Source organism: Pseudalkalibacillus sp. A8 (assembly GCF_045920555.1).
Lineage (GTDB): Bacteria > Bacillota > Bacilli > Bacillales > Fictibacillaceae > Pseudalkalibacillus.
This window is the reverse complement of record NZ_CP174509.1, coordinates 2,603,342-2,624,295: the sequence shown is the minus strand read 5'-3', so window position 1 is coordinate 2,624,295 and position 20,954 is coordinate 2,603,342. Positions and strand designations below refer to the sequence as shown.

19 protein-coding genes are annotated in these 20,954 nt (G+C 41.3%); all 19 read right to left on the bottom strand.

The window, feature by feature from the left end; all coding sequences use genetic code 11:
• Positions 1 to 6: 6 nt before the first annotated feature.
• Entirely contained in the window at positions 7 to 801 is a 795-nt protein-coding gene (locus ACJROX_RS13615; RefSeq protein WP_408011253.1) for an enoyl-CoA hydratase/isomerase family protein, read from the bottom strand.
• Complete coding sequence (locus ACJROX_RS13610) at positions 798 to 2,936, bottom strand: acetate--CoA ligase family protein (RefSeq protein ID WP_408011252.1); 2,139 nt, start codon at positions 2,934 to 2,936, stop codon at positions 798 to 800. Before ACJROX_RS13610 ends, ACJROX_RS13615 begins: the two co-directional genes overlap by 4 nt.
• A complete protein-coding gene (locus tag ACJROX_RS13605; RefSeq protein WP_408011251.1) occupies positions 2,929 to 4,860 on the bottom strand; it encodes a TRAP transporter permease in 1,932 nt (643 codons plus the stop codon). Before ACJROX_RS13605 ends, ACJROX_RS13610 begins: the two co-directional genes overlap by 8 nt.
• A 71-nt stretch (positions 4,861 to 4,931) precedes the next feature.
• Positions 4,932 to 5,930: a TAXI family TRAP transporter solute-binding subunit gene (locus ACJROX_RS13600; protein ID WP_408011250.1), complete on the bottom strand. Its 999-nt coding sequence runs from the start codon at positions 5,928 to 5,930 to the stop codon at positions 4,932 to 4,934.
• A 29-nt stretch (positions 5,931 to 5,959) separates the two neighbouring features.
• The gene (locus ACJROX_RS13595) at positions 5,960 to 6,727 is read right to left on the bottom strand and encodes an IclR family transcriptional regulator (RefSeq protein ID WP_408011249.1); all 768 of its coding nucleotides are present in this window, start codon (positions 6,725 to 6,727) and stop codon (positions 5,960 to 5,962) included.
• Between the two features lie 359 nt (positions 6,728 to 7,086).
• Positions 7,087 to 7,596 carry a DNA repair protein RadC gene (gene radC / locus ACJROX_RS13590; RefSeq protein ID WP_408011658.1) on the bottom strand — a complete coding sequence of 170 codons (510 nt, stop codon included), beginning with the start codon at positions 7,594 to 7,596 and terminating at the stop codon, positions 7,087 to 7,089.
• 295 nt (positions 7,597 to 7,891) lie between these two features.
• On the bottom strand, positions 7,892 to 8,089 hold the full coding sequence (locus tag ACJROX_RS13585) for a helix-turn-helix domain-containing protein (protein WP_408011657.1): 198 nt from the start codon (positions 8,087 to 8,089) through the stop codon (positions 7,892 to 7,894).
• 256 nt (positions 8,090 to 8,345) lie between these two features.
• On the bottom strand, positions 8,346 to 9,437 hold the full coding sequence (locus ACJROX_RS13580) for an NAD(P)/FAD-dependent oxidoreductase (protein ID WP_408011248.1): 1,092 nt from the start codon (positions 9,435 to 9,437) through the stop codon (positions 8,346 to 8,348).
• Complete coding sequence (locus tag ACJROX_RS13575) at positions 9,438 to 9,749, bottom strand: (2Fe-2S)-binding protein (protein ID WP_408011247.1); 312 nt, start codon at positions 9,747 to 9,749, stop codon at positions 9,438 to 9,440.
• Between the two features lie 48 nt (positions 9,750 to 9,797).
• On the bottom strand, positions 9,798 to 10,886 hold the full coding sequence (locus tag ACJROX_RS13570; protein WP_408011246.1) for an NAD(P)/FAD-dependent oxidoreductase: 1,089 nt from the start codon (positions 10,884 to 10,886) through the stop codon (positions 9,798 to 9,800).
• Complete coding sequence (locus tag ACJROX_RS13565; RefSeq protein ID WP_408011245.1) at positions 10,883 to 11,200, bottom strand: (2Fe-2S)-binding protein; 318 nt, start codon at positions 11,198 to 11,200, stop codon at positions 10,883 to 10,885. Before ACJROX_RS13565 ends, ACJROX_RS13570 begins: the two co-directional genes overlap by 4 nt.
• Positions 11,201 to 11,239: 39 nt before the next feature.
• On the bottom strand, positions 11,240 to 12,358 hold the full coding sequence (locus ACJROX_RS13560) for an NAD(P)/FAD-dependent oxidoreductase (RefSeq protein WP_408011244.1): 1,119 nt from the start codon (positions 12,356 to 12,358) through the stop codon (positions 11,240 to 11,242).
• 38 nt (positions 12,359 to 12,396) lie between these two features.
• Positions 12,397 to 13,410 (bottom strand): ABC transporter ATP-binding protein, encoded by a 1,014-nt coding sequence (locus tag ACJROX_RS13555; protein WP_408011243.1) that lies wholly within the window; start codon positions 13,408 to 13,410, stop codon positions 12,397 to 12,399.
• The gene (locus ACJROX_RS13550; protein WP_408011242.1) at positions 13,407 to 14,399 is read right to left on the bottom strand and encodes an ABC transporter ATP-binding protein; all 993 of its coding nucleotides are present in this window, start codon (positions 14,397 to 14,399) and stop codon (positions 13,407 to 13,409) included. Before ACJROX_RS13550 ends, ACJROX_RS13555 begins: the two co-directional genes overlap by 4 nt.
• Before the next feature lie 16 nt (positions 14,400 to 14,415).
• Complete coding sequence (locus ACJROX_RS13545) at positions 14,416 to 15,288, bottom strand: ABC transporter permease (RefSeq protein WP_408011656.1); 873 nt, start codon at positions 15,286 to 15,288, stop codon at positions 14,416 to 14,418.
• A gap of 57 nt (positions 15,289 to 15,345) precedes the next feature.
• The gene (locus ACJROX_RS13540; protein WP_408011241.1) at positions 15,346 to 16,263 is read right to left on the bottom strand and encodes an ABC transporter permease; all 918 of its coding nucleotides are present in this window, start codon (positions 16,261 to 16,263) and stop codon (positions 15,346 to 15,348) included.
• 72 nt (positions 16,264 to 16,335) lie between these two features.
• Positions 16,336 to 17,904: an ABC transporter substrate-binding protein gene (locus tag ACJROX_RS13535; protein WP_408011240.1), complete on the bottom strand. Its 1,569-nt coding sequence runs from the start codon at positions 17,902 to 17,904 to the stop codon at positions 16,336 to 16,338.
• Between the two features lie 67 nt (positions 17,905 to 17,971).
• A complete protein-coding gene (locus ACJROX_RS13530) occupies positions 17,972 to 19,315 on the bottom strand; it encodes a M20 family metallopeptidase (RefSeq protein ID WP_408011239.1) in 1,344 nt (447 codons plus the stop codon).
• Between the two features lie 110 nt (positions 19,316 to 19,425).
• Positions 19,426 to 20,151, bottom strand: coding sequence for a GntR family transcriptional regulator (locus ACJROX_RS13525; RefSeq protein ID WP_408011238.1), 726 nt, complete (start codon positions 20,149 to 20,151; stop codon positions 19,426 to 19,428).
• Between the last annotated feature and the right edge of the window lie 803 nt (positions 20,152 to 20,954).

Here is a 20,954-nt window from a genome sequence, read left to right as displayed (position 1 = left end):
CTCTATTCAAACATTCTTATTGAAAATGGGTTGTCGTTTTTCAACAAATGCGGTTTTTCCTTCATTGAAATCATGTGTATTATAGGAGATCGCCATAAGATGTTTTTGCATCTCGACTGATGAATGCATACTTGACCCAATGCTTTGGTTCAAACCTCTTTTCATATATCCGATTGCTCCGATGGAATTTTCTGCAAGGTTTTCAGCGACTTCGAAGACTTTTTCCTCTAACTCCTTTCTATCCCATACATCATTGATAATACCCAACTGTTTCCATTGTTCAGCCGTATACATGTTTCCAGTGAAAAGAATTTCACATGCCTTGTGATAGCCTACCAATTGAGGAAGAATAGCTGTTCCTGCAACCATGCCTCGTTTGGAAAACACCAGTCCGAATTTTGCAGATTTTTCTGCATAAATCAAATCGCAAGATAGTGCGAGATCACATCCTGCCCCTAATGCATAGCCGTGGACCTGAGCAATAACAGGCTTTTCTAATCCTCTTAATCTCTCAATAAACCTGGGATACCCAAAGTCTGCTCTTCTAAGTGTGTGAGTTGGAACAGGAAGTTGATCATTACCCATACCGTTGATATCATCTCCTGCACAAAATGCTCTTCCCTCGCCTTTTAAAATAATGACGTTAACATCCCTGTTAATTCTCGAATCCTCAATTACCTTTTCCAATTCATCCAAAACATGATAATTGATAGAATTTAAAGATGAGGAACGATTTAAAGAAATGGTCCTGATGGATTTTTCGTCTGTTACAAACAGGTTTTCAAATGACAAGCTATTCATTCTTTATCCCTCAACTTAATCATTGCATCCACAATGTGAACTCCCTGTTCTTTTATAATGATTGGATTCATGTCCATTTCTTCAATGACATCTTCATATCGCTGGATGAATTCACTATATTTAACGATCATATTAAATAATCCCTCCACATCTAATGGGGGCTGTCCCCTCACACCTTTTAAAAACGGATAAATTTTCAATCCTTCGACTTTTCTTTTCGCTTCTTCATACTGTATAGGCGGCAATGCCAACGTAAAATCTTTAAGGGCTTCGATATAAATACCGCCTGCTGCAATCATAATGACTGGACCAAAAGTAGGGTCTCTTTTAAACCCTAAAGAGAGTTCCAATCCTCCATTAATCATCTCCTGTATCAGAAATCCATCGATATCTTTTTCCGCTTCTTTATCCTTGATATTCTTTTTCATTGTCTGATAAGCATCTCTGAGCATTTTTTCATCCTTGATATTGAGGATGACTCCATGCATTTCTGTTTTATGAGCTATGGTGGGAGACGACATTTTTAATACAAGCGGATAATTCAAACAACTTGATTTTTCGAATATTTCTGAATAATCTCGGCAAAATAACTCTCTTACTGTCGGAAACTGATGCTCCCTTAAAATCTGTTTACTTTCGTATTCACTTAGAATATTGGATGTTGCAGTAATGTTCTTTTTATTGGTTAATAAAGGCTGGTTCATGGTTGAGATATTATCGTCAGACTCAGAAAGGAATTCACAGTAGGAAATATAGGCTCTCAAGGCTTTTATACAGAGTGTGGTGTCTTCAAAAACCGGTACACCATAAAGACCGAAATCTTTAACAACATTGTTTTTACTCCCGACCCAAGACACAGCAACGATTTTATCTGATTTTTGGGCTTCAACGATATCCTGTACGATGGCTTCAATATCATACCCTTTGCCTATCGTTCCAAGCCCAATTACAATCGAATCAACATTCTGATCTTCCAACAATACCGGAAGAGTCTTTGAAAATAGATTGCGATCGTTTAATAATTGAGCGGTAACATCGATCGGATTGGTGAGTGAGGCAAATACCGGAAGGATCTCTTTTAACCTAACAATGGTTTGTTTATCAAATTCTGTTACGTTAAGTCCAAGCTCTTTTGCCTTATCAACCATCATTACTCCTAAACCGCCTGAATTACTTAGAAAAGCAACATTTCTCCCGAACCTCTTCTCCTGTTGTTGAAACATGAGAGAATACCCGGCTAGTTCTTCTATATTGTCTACTCTTGTGATGCCATATTTTTCAGAAAATACATCGAATACGTCATCTTCCCCAGCAAGTGCTCCGGTATGGGATTGAGCTGCTTTTTTCCCTTCACTAGTACGACCTGATTTAAGAACAAGAATAGGTTTTTTATTACGCTGAGCTTTTAACGCAGCTTTTTTGAATGCTTCACCGTCTTTTATATCTTCTAAGTAAACATGAATAACATCGACATCTTTTTCATCAATAAGTACATCCACTAGGTCAACGACATTAACATCGGCTTCATTTCCAGTTGCAAACCAGTAATTCACACCTGTTCCGTATTTTTCAGATAAAAGGTTATAGAACATAGATGCGATCGCCCCGCTTTGACTTACAATCGCAGCATTTCCTTCCCGTAATTCTCCTTCAGTAAAAGAGGTTGAAAAAGAAATCATACTTTTTGATTTAAGGTTATTCATTCCTTGACAGTTAGGGCCGACTACCCTTGTACCGGTTCCTCTTATCGCTTCTTTGATTTTTAATTGAACATCTTTACCCTTTGCATCCATTTCAGCAAATCCAGAACTAAAGATGATGACGTTTTTGACTTTTTTGATGATACACTGATGTAAAGCATCAAGAACATGGTTCTTTCCAAGTGCAATGATGGCGACATCAATTTCATCTTTTATGTCATGGATACTTCCATAAGCTTTATACCCTTGAATCTCATTATATTTAGGGTTAATCGGATAAACGTTCTTGTTGTACCCATATCTTCTAAGGTACTCGATCGGCCGGCCGTTAATTTTTTGTGAAATTGGGGAGGCTCCAATAATGGCGATTGATTCAGGTTTTAAGAGTGAGGTTAAAGTTTGATTCACCTTCGATTTTAAACGTTGATCAATCATTAATAGCAACTCCTCGTTTTTCAGTTTCTTTATCTGCCTCTATGTTTCGTTGTTTTGTTTTTGTTCCCAGGTAAATGAATAAAATTACAACGACACTCATACCAATCCCGATAATATCGGTAATATAATTAGGATGAAGGGACAATAACGCTCCCATAATCAGGAGACCACTTTCTAAATAGTTCAATTTTCTTGTGAAGTACATCTGAACACCGACCGCCAATGCAAAAATACCAATGACAGCAGTTAGGAAACTTAAAATGACATCAATTGCACTTCCTTCAAGAATCAACTGTGGTCCCAGAACAAACATAAAAGGTAAAAGAAACGCTGGAAGTCCTAATTTGAGGGATACGAGACTGGTTCCTAATGGTTTATCTCCAGAAAGACCTGCGGCTACATAGGATGCTAAAGCTACTGGAGGGGTAATGGCAGAAATAATACCAAAATAGAAAATAAACAAATGGGATGCAATAGGGTTAATCCCCATGGAAATAAGAGTAGGTGCAACCATAATACTGAGAATGATATAGGCTGCAACAGTAGGTAAACCCATTCCCAGGATCAAAGAACAGATCATCGTTAAAACGAGAAGCAGAATCACATTTCCTTGTGAAAATTGAATAATTAAACTCGATAGAGAAAATCCTAAACCAGTTTGCATTATGACGCCGACAACCATTCCAACACATGCACAGGCAACTGTCGTCTCCAGAGTTCCAATAGCGCTTGTGCGCATACTGTTGATGATTTGTGAAAACGTCATCCGGTTTTTTGGATTAATAAAGGTGGATAGAATTGTAACGATTATTGTCCAGAACCCCGCCTTGGTCGGAGACCATTGAACAACCATAAGTAAATACACGAGTACGACTGGGGAAATTATAAAATGCCAGCCGTGTTTTAATGTTTCACGCTTGCTGGGAACATCTTTTTTGTCCATGCCTCGAATATTTCGTTTAGAAGCCTCAAGGTCCACCATAATAAAAATGGACAAGTAATAAAGTATCGCAGGAATAGCTGCCGCCATTGCTACTTCCCAGAAGGAAATTTCCAAGATTTCAGCAATTAAAAAGGCTGAAGCTCCCATAATCGGTGGCATGAACTGCCCTCCTGATGATGATACCGCTTCTACCGCTCCTGAAAACCTTGCGGAATAGCCGGTTTTTTTCATCAACGGAATAGTAAAAGTCCCTGTACCAGCAACATTTGCAACGGCACTTCCGGATATGGATCCAAAAAGGGAACTTGATAGAACAGATATTTTAGCGGGACCACCCCTGACCCTGCCAAATAAACTTGTGGCTATATTGATGAAAAAATCTCCCCCTCCGGATGCCTGTAACACACCAGCATAGAAGATGAAAAGAAAAATGAAGGTAGCAGCTACACCTAAGGCTACACCGAACACCCCTTCTAATCCCATTACTTGATATCTGAGGATTTCGGATACATCGTACCCCTTATGTTGCAGCGGACCCGAAAGATAATTTCCGAAGTATGCATATAGCAGGAAAACAATCGATATAATAGCCAATGGCATCCCGATCGTTCTTCTTGTCGCTTCAATTATTAAAAGAATAATCATTAAACTGATCATTTCCTGATGGAAGGTGATGGCCCCCGTTTGCATCCAAACATTCACATGATTTAATGCAATATAACCTACACTCCACCAAATGAGCCCAAAATATAAGAGTGAAGAAATTTTAAATGTCTCATTCTTTGTTTTCTTAAATGTATAAACCAGAAAAACCATGGTTAATGCAAAAAGTAGATGGATAGATCTTTGAAGTAAAGCAGAAAGGATGCCACTATATGCTGTATATAGTTGAAACAAACACCATATAATCGCAACACTAGTAATTAAGTGATACTGTAGCTTTTGCTTAAGTTTCAACGAATCAGTGGCGATATCGTTCATACCTTCCTCTCATCCTTCCTCTATTCTCTCTTTCAAAAAATCCGTTGTTCCCTCATAAGAAATGAAAATTATCATTTCTCTAGAACACCTTGTTCTTCAAAGTATTTTAGTGCACCTGGATGGAAACGATTTGTATCAAGGATTCTTTTTTCGACGTATTCTGCAGTTCTTTCAGGTGTTATCATCTCCCCAGCCGGATGGACACTTTTAACAATATCGTTGTGTTCTAGGATATTTTTCACAACATCATGCACTACTTGATCCGGGACATTCTTATGAGTATAAAGAACACTATAAACTGTATAAAACTCTGCATCTTCTTCAATTCCTTCATATGTCCCACCCGGAATGGTTGAAAACGCCCACAATGGATATTTTTTATCAAAGTTTTCTTTTACTTTTTCATCTGTATTTAGGAATTTCACACCTAGAGTTGTGTGGATCTCTTCAAACAACCCACTTTTTGGGTAGGCTGTAATAATAGCGACATCAATTACTCCGTCTTTTAAAGCTGCAACTTGCTCATTGTATGACAGGTATTGCCATTTGACTTCATCTTCCGGGACTCCTGCTTCTTCAAAAATAGCAGCTACAGTTTGTTGGGTTGATTCAGAAGATACACCAACTTTTTTCCCTTTTAATTCACTGATATTATTCAAGTCAGAATCTTCAGCGACAATTGCAGACATGACATTGTTATATAGGGCCATAACTGTTTGTATGTTCTCATGTTTTTGATCAAACTCATCCTCACCATTAATGGCTCGGTGCACCATATCAGCCATTCCGATACCAAATGCTGCCTGCTCATCATTTAGCATTAAAGGAACCTGGCTTACGGATGGAGGCGTAGTTGCATTTAGTTTGATATAGTCAGTGTTCTCATTAATAACTTTTGCCACTCCCCCGCCTAACACGTTCCATACCCCACCCGCACTTCCAGTTGTTATGGCTCCTGAATAAGGACTCTTTCCTTCTCCTGACCCGGCACTTCCCTTGCTACTGTCTTGACAAGCCACTAGACTTAAGACCAACAAAGCAACCACGCTAAGAGTAAGTAGTTTTTTCAAAGTTTCCATCCTTTCAAAAAAGATTTAGTCTAATTACTAAGTAAAGTCTCGTTGATTCGATTAGCAGTCTCAATTAAAATATCTCTATATTCATTTACCTTTACATCTGTTAATTGAGCACTAAAACAAGAAATGAACATAACAAATAACAACTGTTGATTCTGATCATAAATAGGTACCGCAATACCGCTAAGTCCTAATTTGAATTCTTCATTACTGATCGCATACCCCTTTTCTCTAATCTTTTTAATCTCCTCCATAAACACTCCTTTCTCAACCAACGTCTTATTTGTATACGCTTTCAAATCTTCAGATAAATACATGTCTATTTCTTCATCGGTTCTGTCCGCCAAAAACACTTTACCTGCTGCAGTACTATTAAGTGGGCGAATTTGACCGATGTTGACATTGATACGATGGTCATTCATACTTTCTTGTTTAGCAATGTAAATTAATTCATTGTGGCCATATAACTGTGTCAAGATAGCTGTCTGACCTGTCCGCTTTGCTATTTCTAATAGATAAGGCTGAAACCTATCTAAATTGCTTAAAACTTCTGATGCCTTACCACCTAAATAAACAAGCAAATGACCTAAATTATACGTTTTTTTGGAGCTGTCATAGGAAACTAAATTGTATTGATGCAAACCCTTTAGTAATCGGAATACGGTGCTTCGGTTTAAACCCGTTTGTCTTGAAATTTCATTTTGCGTTAACCCGCTTGAAGCATTAACACTCAATGTATGAAAAATTTTAACCATATTATCAATAGCTGGAACTTTGTAATCAGATGACATAAACTACCTCTCCTTGTTTTATATATGAAATTAAATTTTTGTGTATAAAACTTTAAATCTATGTTAGCAACCAGCACATAACCTTGTCAATATATTTTTTAAATTTTCTCAAATATCTAAAATTTAAACCTAGTAGTCATTCGTTCTTAGATAGTTAACTACTTTTGTTTATTACAAAAATAAACAAAAAACTCCATTTCAATGAAAGGAGTAATTCAAACTGATTTTAGATTTTGGTGTTATTTCAAGCCTTTGCCGAAGGACTTTTTAGAAACGGTAGAACAAGTTCCTGAACTCAATACACATTCGGTTTTCATCACTTTGATAAGTAAGGAAGGAGGCTAGCTCCTTCCAAGTTATTATACATATCCTTTTTCTTTCAAGCTGGTATATTCAGCTTTAGCATTGACAACGAGATGATCAAGAACCTCTATACCCATCATCCGTCCAGCTTCTACAAGTCTTTTTGTTACTTCAATATCTTCTCTGGACGGGTTCGTATCTTGAGAAGGATGCTGGTGACATAGTATGATTGCTGCGCTATTATTCAGGATTGCACTTTTGAATACTTCTCTTGGATGAACGATACTTGCATTGATTGAACCTACATGACAACGATGAACGGCAACAACTCTATTTTTCGTATTGAGGCACATGACAAAGAACACTTCACGATAATCCTCACCGATAAACCCAGCAGCAACCTTTGCAGCGTCTTCTGGAGAACGGATGATGTGTGTTTCACCTCCTTCCACCTCTGAAATCACCTGTCTGATCCGTTGAATTTCATAAATTGTTTCCATCTTGAAAACAGCTCCTTTCTTTGTTTGAAAAGAAAGGAATTTTTGCGAAAACGAGTGTAGAAGGATACGTAAGTATGTGTAAGCATCAAGTGAGATATTACGGCCATACGCAAAACCCAATGACTTAGCCAGCGTTTTCTGTTCTTTTTTAACCAAGTTTACGCTGGCTTAGCCGACTTGGTTTTGGATGTGGCCGTTCGACCACGCAGATCCTTTACCGAGTGATGAACAAATAATTACAATGAGGAAAACAAAGGAAGGTGAATTATAGAGATAGTGAGTAACGGTGGAATATCCCTGATGGGATCCACCGCCATAAGCAGAGTATTCGATATCCGAAAGGCTTTAAGTTGTTTGCATTTCATTTTTTATGCCTTCTTTTAATAAATTTATATAACGTACTTCTACTCACTTTTGTAATATCGCAGATTTTTAGGACCGTCATACCGTTCTGATCACATTCTTCAAACAACCGGACCGCATGTAATAGACTTTTGTTTTTATCAGTAAATTTCTTGGGTCTGCCCTTATAAACGCCTCTTTTTTTGGCTTCAGCTATGCCTTCAGCTTGTCATTCCTTGTTAAGCCTAAATCAACAAAGAATAAATATGATTGAACCTTCCATATTACAAAAAGAGGCTGGGACACAACTAAAATGCCTTACACTAGAGACGAATAATTTTGGTTAGTACAGTAATTAAATAGAAAAAATCCGAACGAATTCAATATTCTAGTCGTAGAATCATGAATTATAGTTCGGATTTTTCTTTGGCCAAAATACTTTTGTCTCAGCCTCAACCTTGATATATGTCCCTTCATACTGTTTTCTTTAAGGAATCGAATCTTTGAATAGAAAAACGGTCGATTGGAATCGATGTCTCCCGGTCTAAGATCAACTCGGTGATCAACGTTCCGATTAATGGTGACAGCGTGACTCCGCTATGTGTTGCAGCGACATATAGGTTTTCGTTTCCTGGTATTTCTCCGAGGATTGGAAAACCATCTTCCGGCATGGCCCTAATGCCTGAGAAGGCCCTTACGACCTTCGCCTTTTTTATAGCGGGTACATAATGCTGGGCTAGGTTAGCGGTTTCTTGTATCACATCCAATGTGGTGGAACGATCAAACCCAGAGTTTTCCATCGAATAACCAATTAATACTTCGCCGTTATTCGCTTGTCTTATTCCGCTGATCGTGTAATTTAAGAATGGCTTCAAGGGTTCGGTTACCAAAATTTGTCCCCTTAACTGGTTGATCGGAATATTGATTCCCAACATCTTCCCTACTTCTCGGGACCATGTCCCACTCGCTAGGATCAACTTTTTGCAACGGAAAGTACCTTTGTTGCTTTCTAATAGATACATGTCGTTCTTTTTATCGACACCCGATACAGTGGTGTAGTAGGAGTACTCGACTCCTTGGTTCTTCGCTGCTCGCATGAGCCTGTCCACTAAACGAGACGGATTAACGTTTCCATCGATCTTGCTATAGGTCGCTCCTGCTACCGCCGGGTTCAGGTGAGGCTCTTTTTCAAGGACCTCCTCTCTCGTCAACACTTTTATTTTTATGCCTATTCCTCTATATGCTTCTGCAAGTTTTTCCGCTTTCTCCCGGTCAGATTCGTTAAAAAACGGGGAGAGTCCGCCAGTCCTCTTGTACTCCACGTCTCCAATTTTCTTCGATAAAAAGGGATAGAGCTCAGCGCTATACATACTGAATTCAGCGTACCATGAAGGATTTTTGTTATGTACCCACACCCATGCCTGTGTCGAACCTGAAGTACCGGACAGCGGGAAATTCTTGTCCAAAACCAGTATATCCTCTCTACTTCTTTCAGAAAGGTGATACGCGATACTATTTCCAACCACCCCGGCACCAATGATGATAGTCTCATAGTCTCTGATCATTCATTTCACCTTCCCGTTCTCTAGTTCTAGTTCATCAAGAACAGATTTGACTGTAGAGAATTGTGTGCTGTTCGTCGCTAGGGTTTGGATTCTTATAGGAGAAACGGGCATTCTCGTTCGTGGGATAGGGATCTCAACTAAGGGCTTTCCCGTTATCTCATGAATGGCTTGCAAAACAAGATGTGCGCAAACCTTGGACTGGCATGGTCCCATGCCGCATCGGGTCAGTCTTTTGATATCATCAAAGGATACTGCACCATGGTGGATCACCTCTTCGATTTCTTCATAGGTGATCTCTTCACATCTACACATAACGGTTTCTTTTTCCATTAATACACCTTCTTTTGTTCGATCTCTTCTTTAAGAGATGAATTGATCTTTTATCTTTGGCTGTAAAAATTGTTCGATGTGTTCCCTCCTCGCCGTCCAAACGTCAGGATGGTCCCACGATTCCAGTGTTTCAATTTCTTTCCACAACAAGTTTCTAACGGTTTGTGTGTCTTGTTTATCTAATTTTTGCAAGTCTTCAAGAACACTGATAGCCGCTAATCTTCCAGTTAGTAATAAGGCACCATGATCGCTGATCCCTGAAGCGTTTCCAGCCAAGAAGACGTTTTCATTGCTGGTCTTAAAACTAGAATCGTACTGGGGAAGCCACCCCCCTAGTACTTCCTGGTATCCGAACGAACAGTTTAACTGATAGAAGATATCGAGGATGGGAGACCTTCCTCCATCGATACACACGGAATCCACCTGAACACTTTGTAGTTGGTTCACATATTTGAAAACTAACTGTTCTACTTTTCCGTTCCCTTTTGCCTCAACGACCTCCGCTTGTTTATAGATGGGGATTCCCATAGATCTTACAGCTTCTAAGGATCCGATGCAGTACTTTTGTTCATGTCCTTTTGGCTGCAGTATCCCTTTCACATGGACCCCTACACTACGTAATTGCTCTGCAACGTCTAACGAGAAGTTGCTGAGGCCAACGATAAACGTTTCTTTGCCTGGTAGCACCATATCGCGATTGATCAAGGTTTGTGCAGCACCAATGGTCATGATTCCAGGGAGTGTCCATTTTAAGAAGGGAACAGCTCTCTCATAGGCTCCAGTTGAAACAATAATTTTCTTGGCACGAACGGGAAAGACGTTCAGGTCGTCTGAGATACCGACACTTCCATCTTCGTATAATCCGATGACCCTATGTCCCAGTAACTGATGAACGGAAAGTTGATTCACTTCGTTTACTAGTTGTTCTGCCAACTCGAACCCCCTCAAGTTCCTATAGGTTGATGGTAAACGTTTAAGAACTTGTGTTTGCTGGTGTAGTTGGCCACCAAGCTCGTTCGATTCATCTAAGATGGTGACATGGAGGTCTCTAGCCCCAAGTTCGATCGCAGCCGAGAGGCCGGCGGGGCCACCTCCTATGATCAATACATCAGTCTTCATTCCCCTTCACTCCTGATCGCTGGATCTTCTTTATTCGTAAAAATCTCCATCCCTTTCTCTACTCTTTTCATACACGCCTGCACATGGTCTTCTCCATTTACCGTCATGTAACAACTGCAGCAACGGCCGCGAGCACAAAACAGCCCCCTCGCTTGAACGTTTTTCCTGCTTGCTCCTAACCTATTGATCTCGTTTCCCATCAAGGCTGCAGCGATGCTCTGATGTTTATAGGCTTTTAATGGTAGACCTTCAAAATAGATCGTTACCGGTTCGAGTTTCATATTGCTAAACACCGGATGGTTCTCAATATGCATTCATTTCACACCTACCTATGGCTTAGTAAGGATAACAGTTTACACTTCTAGCGTATCTCTTAAAGGATGATATGGGGTTAGATCGATGCCTACGTCGTTCTCAAGGGCAAGCTCGGCCGCTAACACACCGACATAAGGACCCATCGTTATGCCGGATGCTCCCAGGCCAGTAGCAAGGATCAGCCCATCAAGATCGGGGATTATACCTAGAAGCGGTAAGATGTCCGGTCCCATCGGTCTAAATCCGATACGCATTTCATGTACCGTGCAGTCGGCAAGGCCTGGAGCTATTTCAAGTCCCGCGTCGATCACTTCCTTTACTCCAGCTGCCGTAAGTCGATAGTCAAACCCCGTATCACTTTCCCTCGTCGCCCCAACGACTACTCTTGAATCATCGAAAGCAAGCATATAATAACTGCTTTGAGGAAGGATGACCGGCCATTCGGCCGTATCTTCGTTCGGAAATTTAAAATGTATGATTTGTCCCCTTTGTGGCTCGATCGGTATATCGACCCCTAACGGAGCGAGCAATTGCTTGGTCCATGCACCGGCAGTCGCGATCACCTTATCAGCGTAGATCTCTGTTCCATTAACGTTTACTCCTGCCACCTTACCGTCGAAGAACATTAAACTTGCCTCTCCCGTATGACGGACTACACCATGTTTCTCCGCGGCGCGCTGCATCGCATCTCTTAATGATCTCCCGTCGACCCTAGCGCCACCTGTTACATGGACAGCCTTAAGGTCATCTTTTAAAGGAGGGAATAGTTTTTTGGCCACCTCTGCCGATAACCGCGTCACGACACCAATTTCAGGTGTTCCTTCCTTACGTTCGAGTATTCTCTTTTCCATTACGTCTAGCATTTCATCATCTGAACTCACAGCCATCGCCCCTACTGTCTTGTAGCCCAAGTTTTCCTCCCCGTCCTCCTGAAGAGCCGAGACTAGCTCAGGGTAGTAGATGGCTCCGTTTCTAGCAATCGTATACCAGTCGGGATTTTCTACGCTAGTGATCCAGGGACAAACAATCCCCGCACCGGCAGCTGTAGCCTGTCCTTGATGTGCTTTGTCAACCACCACCACTTCCATCCCCTTTCTTGCTAGGTGGTAAGCAGTACTTGATCCAACTATTCCCGAACCTATCACAATGACTTTCATCGATATAATCCCCCTGTCTTTTCATGAAACCCTATTTGTTATTGTTGTGGAATAGGGAAATGACATGCAGCATGATGGTCTTTCCGAATCTCTGTAAGAACCGGACGTTCCTCTTTACACTTCTCTTGTCTGAATGGACATCTTGAATAAAACCTGCAACCGATCAATTCATCAGTCTGCGTCGGTAAGTCGTCCTCCAGGATGAGACGGTCTTCTCTCTCCCTCAACGCAGGGTCAGGGACAGGGACCGCAGAGATCAACCCGCTCGTGTACGGGTGGAGGGTATGACGAAATAATGCTTCCTTGGAAGCTACCTCTACCACTTCTCCCATGTACATAACCGCAATCCGGTCACTGATATACTTAACTGCAGGTATACCATGCGCGATAAAAATATAAGTTAGATCAAACTTTTTCTGAAGTTCGATCAACAAATTCAGTATTTGTGCTTGGATGGAAACGTCAAGTGCAGAAACAGGTTCGTCACAGACGATCAGTTTTGGTTTTAGAGCAAGTGCTCTCGCGATACCAATCCTTTGGCGTTGCCCACCACTGAACTCATGCGGGAACCGTTTGGAAAAGGAACGGTCCAACCCGACCGTCTCCATTAACTGATACACATCGTTTTCCAACTGTTTTCCTCTTGAAATCTTATGTGTCCTTAAAGGTTCGGCGATGATATCAAACACCCTCATCCTGGGGTTCAGGGACGAAAAAGGATCCTGGAATACCATCTGGATATCTTTCCGGATCTTCTTCATCTCCCGTTCCGGTAGAGTTGCTAGTTCCTTACCTTCAAAAACGATCTTACCGTCGGTCGGTTCTAGCAACTTTAGGATAAGATTGCCGGTAGTAGACTTTCCGCATCCAGATTCACCTACGATGCCTAATGTTTCTCCCTTTTTCACGAAGAGATCGATACCGTCAACCGCTTTGACCTGGTGTTGAGTTTTACTAAAAAGTCCAGAAGAGCTAGAAAAGTACTTCTTTAAACCTTCGATCTTTATTAAATAATCGTCACTTTTATCCTTGATCGCGTTTTGACCCGTCACCGTTCCGTCCTCCCCTCTTCTTCGCTGAGCCAACATCTTACCTCTGATCCCTCGTCTACTCGGAACAAAGGCGGCTCACTGTTTCTGCATCTGTCCATCGTAAAGGGACATCTTGGATGAAACTTACACCCCTTAGGCATGTTTTGAGGACTGGGTACGTTGCCTTCGATCGATTCGAGTTGGTCCTCAAGATGGTGGATCTTAGGAGTGCTGTTTAACAAACCTTTCGTATAAGGGTGTTTAGGGTTTTCAAATAACTTAAACACACTGTTTTGTTCGACGATCTGTCCTGCATACATGACAATCACCCGGTCGACCATCTCCGCAACGACACCTAAGTCATGAGTGATAATAATAATGGAGGTGTCCAGTTCTTTGCTCAAGTCTTTCATCAGTTTGATGATCTGGGCTTGGATAGTGACATCCAATGCAGTCGTGGGCTCATCCGCAATCAGTAGTTGGGGGTTACACGACAAGGCCATCGCGATCATGACCCGCTGACGCATCCCGCCACTGAGTTGATGCGGAAAGGAAGAGTAAACTTTTTCAGCGTTCACGATTCCCACTTTAGAAAGCATGTCAACGGTTAACTCCTTCGCCTTTTTCTTATCCACATGTTGGTGCAACCGAATGGATTCGGATACTTGTCTTCCAACGGTGAAAACGGGATTGAGAGATGTGAGCGGTTCCTGAAATATCATAGAGATCTTGTTCCCTCGTACCTTTCTCATCTGTTTATTGGAATAGTTGATTAGGCTTTCCCCGTTAAAGAGAATCTCTCCCCCGACGATTTTTCCTGGTTCGCTTACCAACTGCAATAAGGATAAGGATGTGACACTCTTTCCACATCCTGACTCCCCTACAATCCCGATCGTCTCTCCTTTTTTCACGTTAAAAGAGACCCCGTCGACAGAGGGAACAACGCCATGTTCCGTATAAAAGTATGTCTTTAAATCCTTTACTTCTAATAGTGTCTCTGTTTGACTCATTCTTTGAGCTCCCCCTCTATCTTCTCGTTTGGATTCTAGGATCTAGCACATCCCTGAGCCAATCACCTAAGAAAATAATCCCAAGCACCGTTACGGTTATAGCGATACCCGGGAAGGTTGCCAGCCACCAGTTTGTCGCTAAGTAGTTCCGTCCATCAGTTAACATCCCGCCCCAAGAAACCTCCGGTGGTTGAATCCCTAGACCGAGAAAACTCAAGGATGCTTCGAGAACAATCGTCGTTGCCACGCTTAAGGTAGAAATGACGATAAACGAAGACAGGATGTTAGGCAAGACATGTTGAATCATTATTGTGATGTTTTTCGTTCCGATTGACCTAGAAGCCTTTACGAATTCCCTTTCCTTGATACTCAATACTTCCCCTCTCACAACGCGAGCATATGTGACCCAGTTCGTGAACCCGATGACGATGATCAGGACCATTAAGCTTGGATCGAAAACAGAGAGTACAACGAGGATAAACAAGATGCTTGGAATTGCGATGAACGAATCAACGATTCTCATAAGCACGTTGTCGATCATCCCACCATAGTAACCAGCTAAAAGACCAATGATAATGCCGATGAACCCTGCTAAAACGACGGAAAAGATTCCTACTAACAATGAAACACGTGCGCCGAATATGATTCTACTGAGTATGTCCCGACCCAGGTTATCTGTCCCAAGAAGATAGGAGAGTGAACCTCCATCTGACCAGGCGGGAGGCTTCAGCATATCACCTAAGTTATTTGCTGCCGGGTCGTGGGGAGCCAGTACATCAGCAAAAACTGCAACGAGTATGACAGAAAAGACGATGAAGAACCCTACCGTGCCCGTTTTACTATGTAACAATAGCTTTATCCAACGTATCCAGGGGTTTACTTTCAACATTGGCTTCACCGTACTTTTCTGACACACCTTTACATTTGCTTCCACGATTCCCACCTCCTATGAATAGTTGATCCTCGGATCTAACAACCTGTAGACTAGGTCCGTCACTAGATTTATAACAATAACCAACACTGCGATGACAAACACTGCCGCTTGCACGATGGCCATATCCCGCCCGTTTACGGCTTGTACTAAAAGTAATCCAAGACCCGGCCATGAAAACACACTTTCGGTAATCAAAGCACCGCTAACAAGGGATGAGATTTGAAGCCCCATTATCGTCACAACTGGGATCAACGAGTTTCGGAATGCATGGATGTACACTACTTTCGAGTCACTGACCCCTTTACTTTTTGCCGTCCTGATATAGTCTTGGTTCAAGATTTCCAGCATGCTCGATCGGATCAACCTCGTCATCTCCGCTGCAATCCCGGTCCCTAAAGTGATTGCCGGTAAGATCAGGTGAGAAATCGTACCCCTCCCAGAGACAGGGAACACCTGATAGCTGACAGCCAACAACAAGATCAGCATGATACCCAGCCAAAAGTTTGGCATCGCTTTCCCTAGCACCGATCCGCCAGTGATAAACAGGTCCACGAAGCTGTTCCTTTTCCTCGCGGAATAGATTCCTAAAGGAATAGAAATTATCGTGGCAACGACCATGGAAGCTACGGCGAGTTCGAATGTAGCGGGAAGTCGTTCCAAAACCAAAGGTAACGCATCTTGGCTATATCGGAACGATGTCCCGAAGTTACCGGTTATCAGGTTGGTTAAAAAGGTGCCGAATTGTACTAGGAATGGTTCGTTTAATCCCAAAGCCTCCCTCAGGGCTGCCCGGTCAGCATCCGAAGCATCTTCCGGCAACATCAGCGCCACGGGATCTCCAGCCATATAGACCAGTACAAAAACTACAAATGTAATGATAAACAGGGTAGGGATGATTTGTAGTAACCTTCTTAAAAGATACTTCTTCAATTTCTAACCTCCTTAAAACATAAGCGGGACGAAATGAACATCATTTCGAACCCCGCTAGTTGAGTTAACGATTTACTTTTTTAAAGTAATATCATCGAAATTAATTACTTCGTCTAGTCTAGGAGCAAATTTTACATTATCGCCTACCCCATAGTTAGCTCCTTGTTGGAACAAGAAGATATGGGGTCTTTCTTCTGCTACAATCGCTGTGATCTTCTGATACTGTTGGATCCTTTCTTCTGCGTTCAAGTTTTGATTCGCCGCTTTGTACAGTTCTTCCACCTCTTCGTTGTAGTAGTCTGTTTGGCCAGCGGCACGCTCCTTCGTATAGTGGACCAAAGAATAGGAAGCGTCTAACAATCCGTCCGCTAATCCGATCATGATCATTTCCTCGTTAGAATTTGAATTATATTTGTCTAGGAATGCACTTGATTCTAGTAATTCCAGGTTTACCTTAATACCGACTTCTCCCAGCATACTCGCAATCAACTGCGCCACTTCACCATCGAGCGGATACCTTCCTTTCGGAGCCGTAAATGTTAGTTCGAAGCCGTTTTCATAACCCGCTTCAGCTAACAGTTTTTTTGCTTTCTCCACATCGTATACGTAGGTATTGTACAAATCTGGATTCGCTCCGATCACTCCTTCAGGAACGCGTGAGCGAACAGGCACCGCAGTACCCTTTAGGACAGAATCAACAATCGCTTGGTCATCGATAGCTAAATCGATCGCCTCTCTTACTTTCGGGTCTGATGTTACATAACCATCGGTGTGACGAAGCATAATCAACATAACACGTGTTGTATCACCGTTGATCAACGACACCCCTTCTTCACTGTTCACACGGTCCCACTCATTTGGGGGAACGTCTGTCGCAAGGTCTACTCCCCCTGTCATCAACTCGCCAACACGTGTGGAACTTTCAGGAATCGCTCTTACGATGACTTTCTTCCATTTTGGTGCATCTCCAAAATAATCATCGTATGCTTCTAAAACAACCCTATCGTCTCGTTTCCATTCAACGTACTTATAAGGACCAGAACCGATTGGATTCTTTTGGAATTCTTCTAATCCTACTTCTTCAAAGTATTTCTTCGGTAAAACATCGGAACCACTCTTTGCAAGCAATGGTAGAATAGTAGGCATCGGGCCATCTGTTTTAATCTCTACAGTAAGGTCATCGATAACGTTCACTTCAGTAAACTGTTGAAAGTAGGTAAACTCTTTTAAAGTGTCATCAGTCATGACACGTTCAAGGCTAAACTTTACGTCTTCAGCGGTTAATGGATCACCGTTATGAAAGGTAACACCATCCTTTAACTTAAAGTTCCATGTGACGTCATCAATGTTTTCGTAAGTATCGACAAGCTCTGGTTGAATCTCCATATTGCTGTCACGATAAAACAATCGGCTGAACATGTTTCTAAAAACGCGGTCTCCTGTCGTACTTAATGAGTTTTGCGGATCCATCGTTGTTAGATCTGCACTCTGTGCGATCGTCAAAGTTGTGTTATCCCCGCCACCCTCACTTCCCTGGCCACTTTCTCCTGATGTAGAAGAATCGCTGCCACCGCTACAACCAGCTACTAACAACACTGTTGCTAGTAAAAGGGTCAATAGGGCCTGATACTTTTTCTTCATGCTTTTCCCCCCATATAAAATTTATCAAAATTTATCAAAAATCCCAGACTATTGTAAAGATGGTTAATTATCTGAAATTTTTAATCACAGATGAAGTAACTTTTATACCCTGTATGTAGTCATCGATAAAGATGTTTTCATTCGGTGCGTGATAGTTGGACTGTTGGTTGGCAACCCCTATTTGAACAGCTGGGATATCCGTGTTTTTAAGCATCTTGTACATCGGACTTGAGCCGGCCAGGTTTCTCAAGACGACCGGTTTTTCATCGTACACTTCAGCAACACTATCGAGTACTACATTTACGAACATATCCTCAGGGTCCGTGTTGAATGGATGAATCCCATGTGATTGAATGATCTCAATATCTTCAAACCCGTGCTTGTCTAGGTGTTCCCGAAGGAGCTTCGCTATTCTTTCAGGAGTCTGGTTCGGAACCAACCGGAAATCTAGTTTGACTTTTGCAACGGAAGGAAGTACTGTCTTAGAACCTTCCCCTGTATATCCCGATGAGATCCCACAAATGGTACACGTCGGTTCAGCGGTCAATACCTCCTTCAGTTCGTCTCCGGTTACATTTTTGAGGAAAGCTTTGATTCCGTATAATTCTTTCATCCTTTCCTCGTCGACATGCATGGATCGAATAAATTCGCTTTCCTTTTCGCTTAATGGTTTAATATCATCATAAAAGCCGTCTATCAAAATATTCTCTTCTTTATCTTTCAAAGTGTTTAATGCCCAAATCAACCTCCAGGCTGGGTTCTCTATGATGGCTGCCTCAGAGGAATGCAGATCTGTTCTAGCTCCCCTACATACGAGTTCCAGATAACAAATCCCTTTGACCCCTAAACCGACATTTAGTCTTTTATCCTCAACTCCACGGGTTCCCCCCTCCCAGATGATGGCGTCAGTCTTTAGCTTCTCAGGAAACTTATCTGCGAAAAGCGCCAGATGGGGACTGCCTACTTCCTCTTCTCCTTCGAATATAAATTTTACATTGATAGGGAGTTCACCATAAACCTGTTGGTAGGCATGTACAGCACAGATCCTGGCGATTAAGTTCCCTTTGTTATCTGCCACACCGCGGGCAAATACTTTCCCATCCCGAATATCAGCTTTGAACGGATCGCTAAGCCATTCTTCGATGGGATCATCAGGCTGAACATCATAATGGTTGTAGAATGTAAGTGTCCTCTCTTTTTGGTTGTCTAATTCTCCATAAATAATTGGATATTTCTCAGTTTCAATTTCTTCAGATTCGACACCGACTTTAGAGAGAAAGCGTTTGACGAGTTCCTTCATTTCAGTCATCCCAAGGTTTTGCGCCGACACGCTCGGTTGGTTGCACGCTTCAACAAGCCAATCTAGATACTGTTCTGCATGTTCGTCTATGTATTGAAAAACTTTGTCCATCCCGTTCCATCTCCTTTTTCATTGGATAAAAGCTCCCTAAAAGTTATATAGATATAAAGTTATAACTTTATACTTTTAATAAAAAAACTAACCTTGGTGATTAAATATCGTCATTTTAATCTTACTTCGATAAAGTATCTTGTTTTATCTTGCTTTATCACGAATTTAGAATATTCGACCGCTTGTTCCTCTAAGGAGTAGGTATGCCTTTCGATGACAAAAAGTTGTTCTCCTTCTGGTACGTTCAAGAGGTTTGATTCCAACTCTCCAGCGATTATGGTTGAAAAGTAGATTTTTGCTCGATCAAGGTTCGTCCCGTACTTGTTTGTAAACATGTTATAAATCAAATCATCATCTATCGCCTTTTTTGATAGTCCGGGAAACAAGGACACAGGTATATAGGTATACTCAATCCCTACGGGAACATCTTCTTCGATTTTTAATCGATGAATCTGATAAACTTTGTCTTTCGGATCAATGTCCAAGGCGTCACCTATTTTGATTCCAGCCTCTCTTTCTTTAAAGCTTAAGGTTTTATGGGGATGGGGCGTCTTATCTTCTGCCTCATTCCTCAACGTGACGAGCTTAAAAATGTCTTTATCCTCTCTTTTACTGACGAATGTACCTTTTCCTCGTTGGCGGTATAAGATACCCTTGTTCACTAAGTCATGTATAGCTCTTTTCACTGTGATCCTGCTTACGCTGAATTGCTTTGCTAGTTCATGTTCAGCAGGTAACTTATGTCCTGGCTCCCAGATTTCTTGGGTGATCTTCTCTTCCAAGTAATCCTTTACCTGATGGTAAAAAGGAGTCGGTATATTTTTGTTTAATTTCATGTTATCACCACGATTTATTGTTATAATATTATATCTTTTAATCTTATATAAAAGAGTTGGTTAATTCAACTGTTTTCAATATAGTAGCAATTATCAGATTATTAGTCAACCCAATTTTTTGAAATGTTTTTATGGACCGATCATTTTTTGCTAATTATAGGGAGATCAATTGTTAAACGACACTTATCCCAAATCGGATATCTTAATCACTATTCATTTTCAGTACTTCTTTGCTCGTTCCTGTATCATGTACATTTCAGACTCTATCCATCGATGATTAGAAGATTGCTCGGAAAATTATTTTTGGTTCTCCTGTTGGAGTAACGCGATGAATTTACGATGATATTTATTTTGAAGTACTATTTTCCCCATATATCTATTTTTGCTCAAGTGAACACTTCAGCAATGTACAATAAATCCCCTTTATTTTTTAAATAGTTATTCCAGAAAACTCGCTCTATAGAGAAAGGGTTATCTTTCGATTCCTCTAGTTTTCTTAGGATTTTATAGTAGTTCATTATTAAAATGAATCTAGATCATGGCATTAAGTTGAATTAATGGACAATTATGGAGTTTGGGAGTAAAAAGATTCTTATCCACCTAACCACCTAATTCCAGAAAGTGGGTAATGAGCGAAAATATGATCGCACATATGGATCTCCACATTTCTCATGGAGGTCAACCCTCCCATATCTCACAGAGTCACTGCTCCAAAATTCCTTCGTTCAACCTTTCCATGAGGTGGATGTCAGCCATGCTGCCCGACAGGATCATTGTCCGTATTTTAACTGATCTACTGACTA

Coding starts and splice junctions, on each gene's coding strand:
- ACJROX_RS13565 (WP_408011245.1), bottom strand. CDS start 11,200: ATGCATATTGAGAACCATCCGGTGTTTAGCAATATGAAACTCGAACCG.
- ACJROX_RS13545 (WP_408011656.1), bottom strand. CDS start 15,288: ATGTTGAAAGTAAACCCCTGGATACGTTGGATAAAGCTATTGTTACAT.
- ACJROX_RS13615 (WP_408011253.1), bottom strand. CDS start 801: ATGAATAGCTTGTCATTTGAAAACCTGTTTGTAACAGACGAAAAATCC.
- ACJROX_RS13575 (WP_408011247.1), bottom strand. CDS start 9,749: ATGTGTAGATGTGAAGAGATCACCTATGAAGAAATCGAAGAGGTGATC.
- ACJROX_RS13530 (WP_408011239.1), bottom strand. CDS start 19,315: ATGGACAAAGTTTTTCAATACATAGACGAACATGCAGAACAGTATCTA.
- ACJROX_RS13550 (WP_408011242.1), bottom strand. CDS start 14,399: ATGAGTCAAACAGAGACACTATTAGAAGTAAAGGATTTAAAGACATAC.
- ACJROX_RS13560 (WP_408011244.1), bottom strand. CDS start 12,358: ATGAAAGTCATTGTGATAGGTTCGGGAATAGTTGGATCAAGTACTGCT.
- ACJROX_RS13525 (WP_408011238.1), bottom strand. CDS start 20,151: ATGAAATTAAACAAAAATATACCGACTCCTTTTTACCATCAGGTAAAG.
- ACJROX_RS13535 (WP_408011240.1), bottom strand. CDS start 17,904: ATGAAGAAAAAGTATCAGGCCCTATTGACCCTTTTACTAGCAACAGTG.
- ACJROX_RS13595 (WP_408011249.1), bottom strand. CDS start 6,727: ATGTCATCTGATTACAAAGTTCCAGCTATTGATAATATGGTTAAAATT.
- ACJROX_RS13605 (WP_408011251.1), bottom strand. CDS start 4,860: ATGAACGATATCGCCACTGATTCGTTGAAACTTAAGCAAAAGCTACAG.
- ACJROX_RS13580 (WP_408011248.1), bottom strand. CDS start 9,437: ATGATCAGAGACTATGAGACTATCATCATTGGTGCCGGGGTGGTTGGA.
- ACJROX_RS13610 (WP_408011252.1), bottom strand. CDS start 2,936: ATGATTGATCAACGTTTAAAATCGAAGGTGAATCAAACTTTAACCTCA.
- ACJROX_RS13570 (WP_408011246.1), bottom strand. CDS start 10,886: ATGAAGACTGATGTATTGATCATAGGAGGTGGCCCCGCCGGCCTCTCG.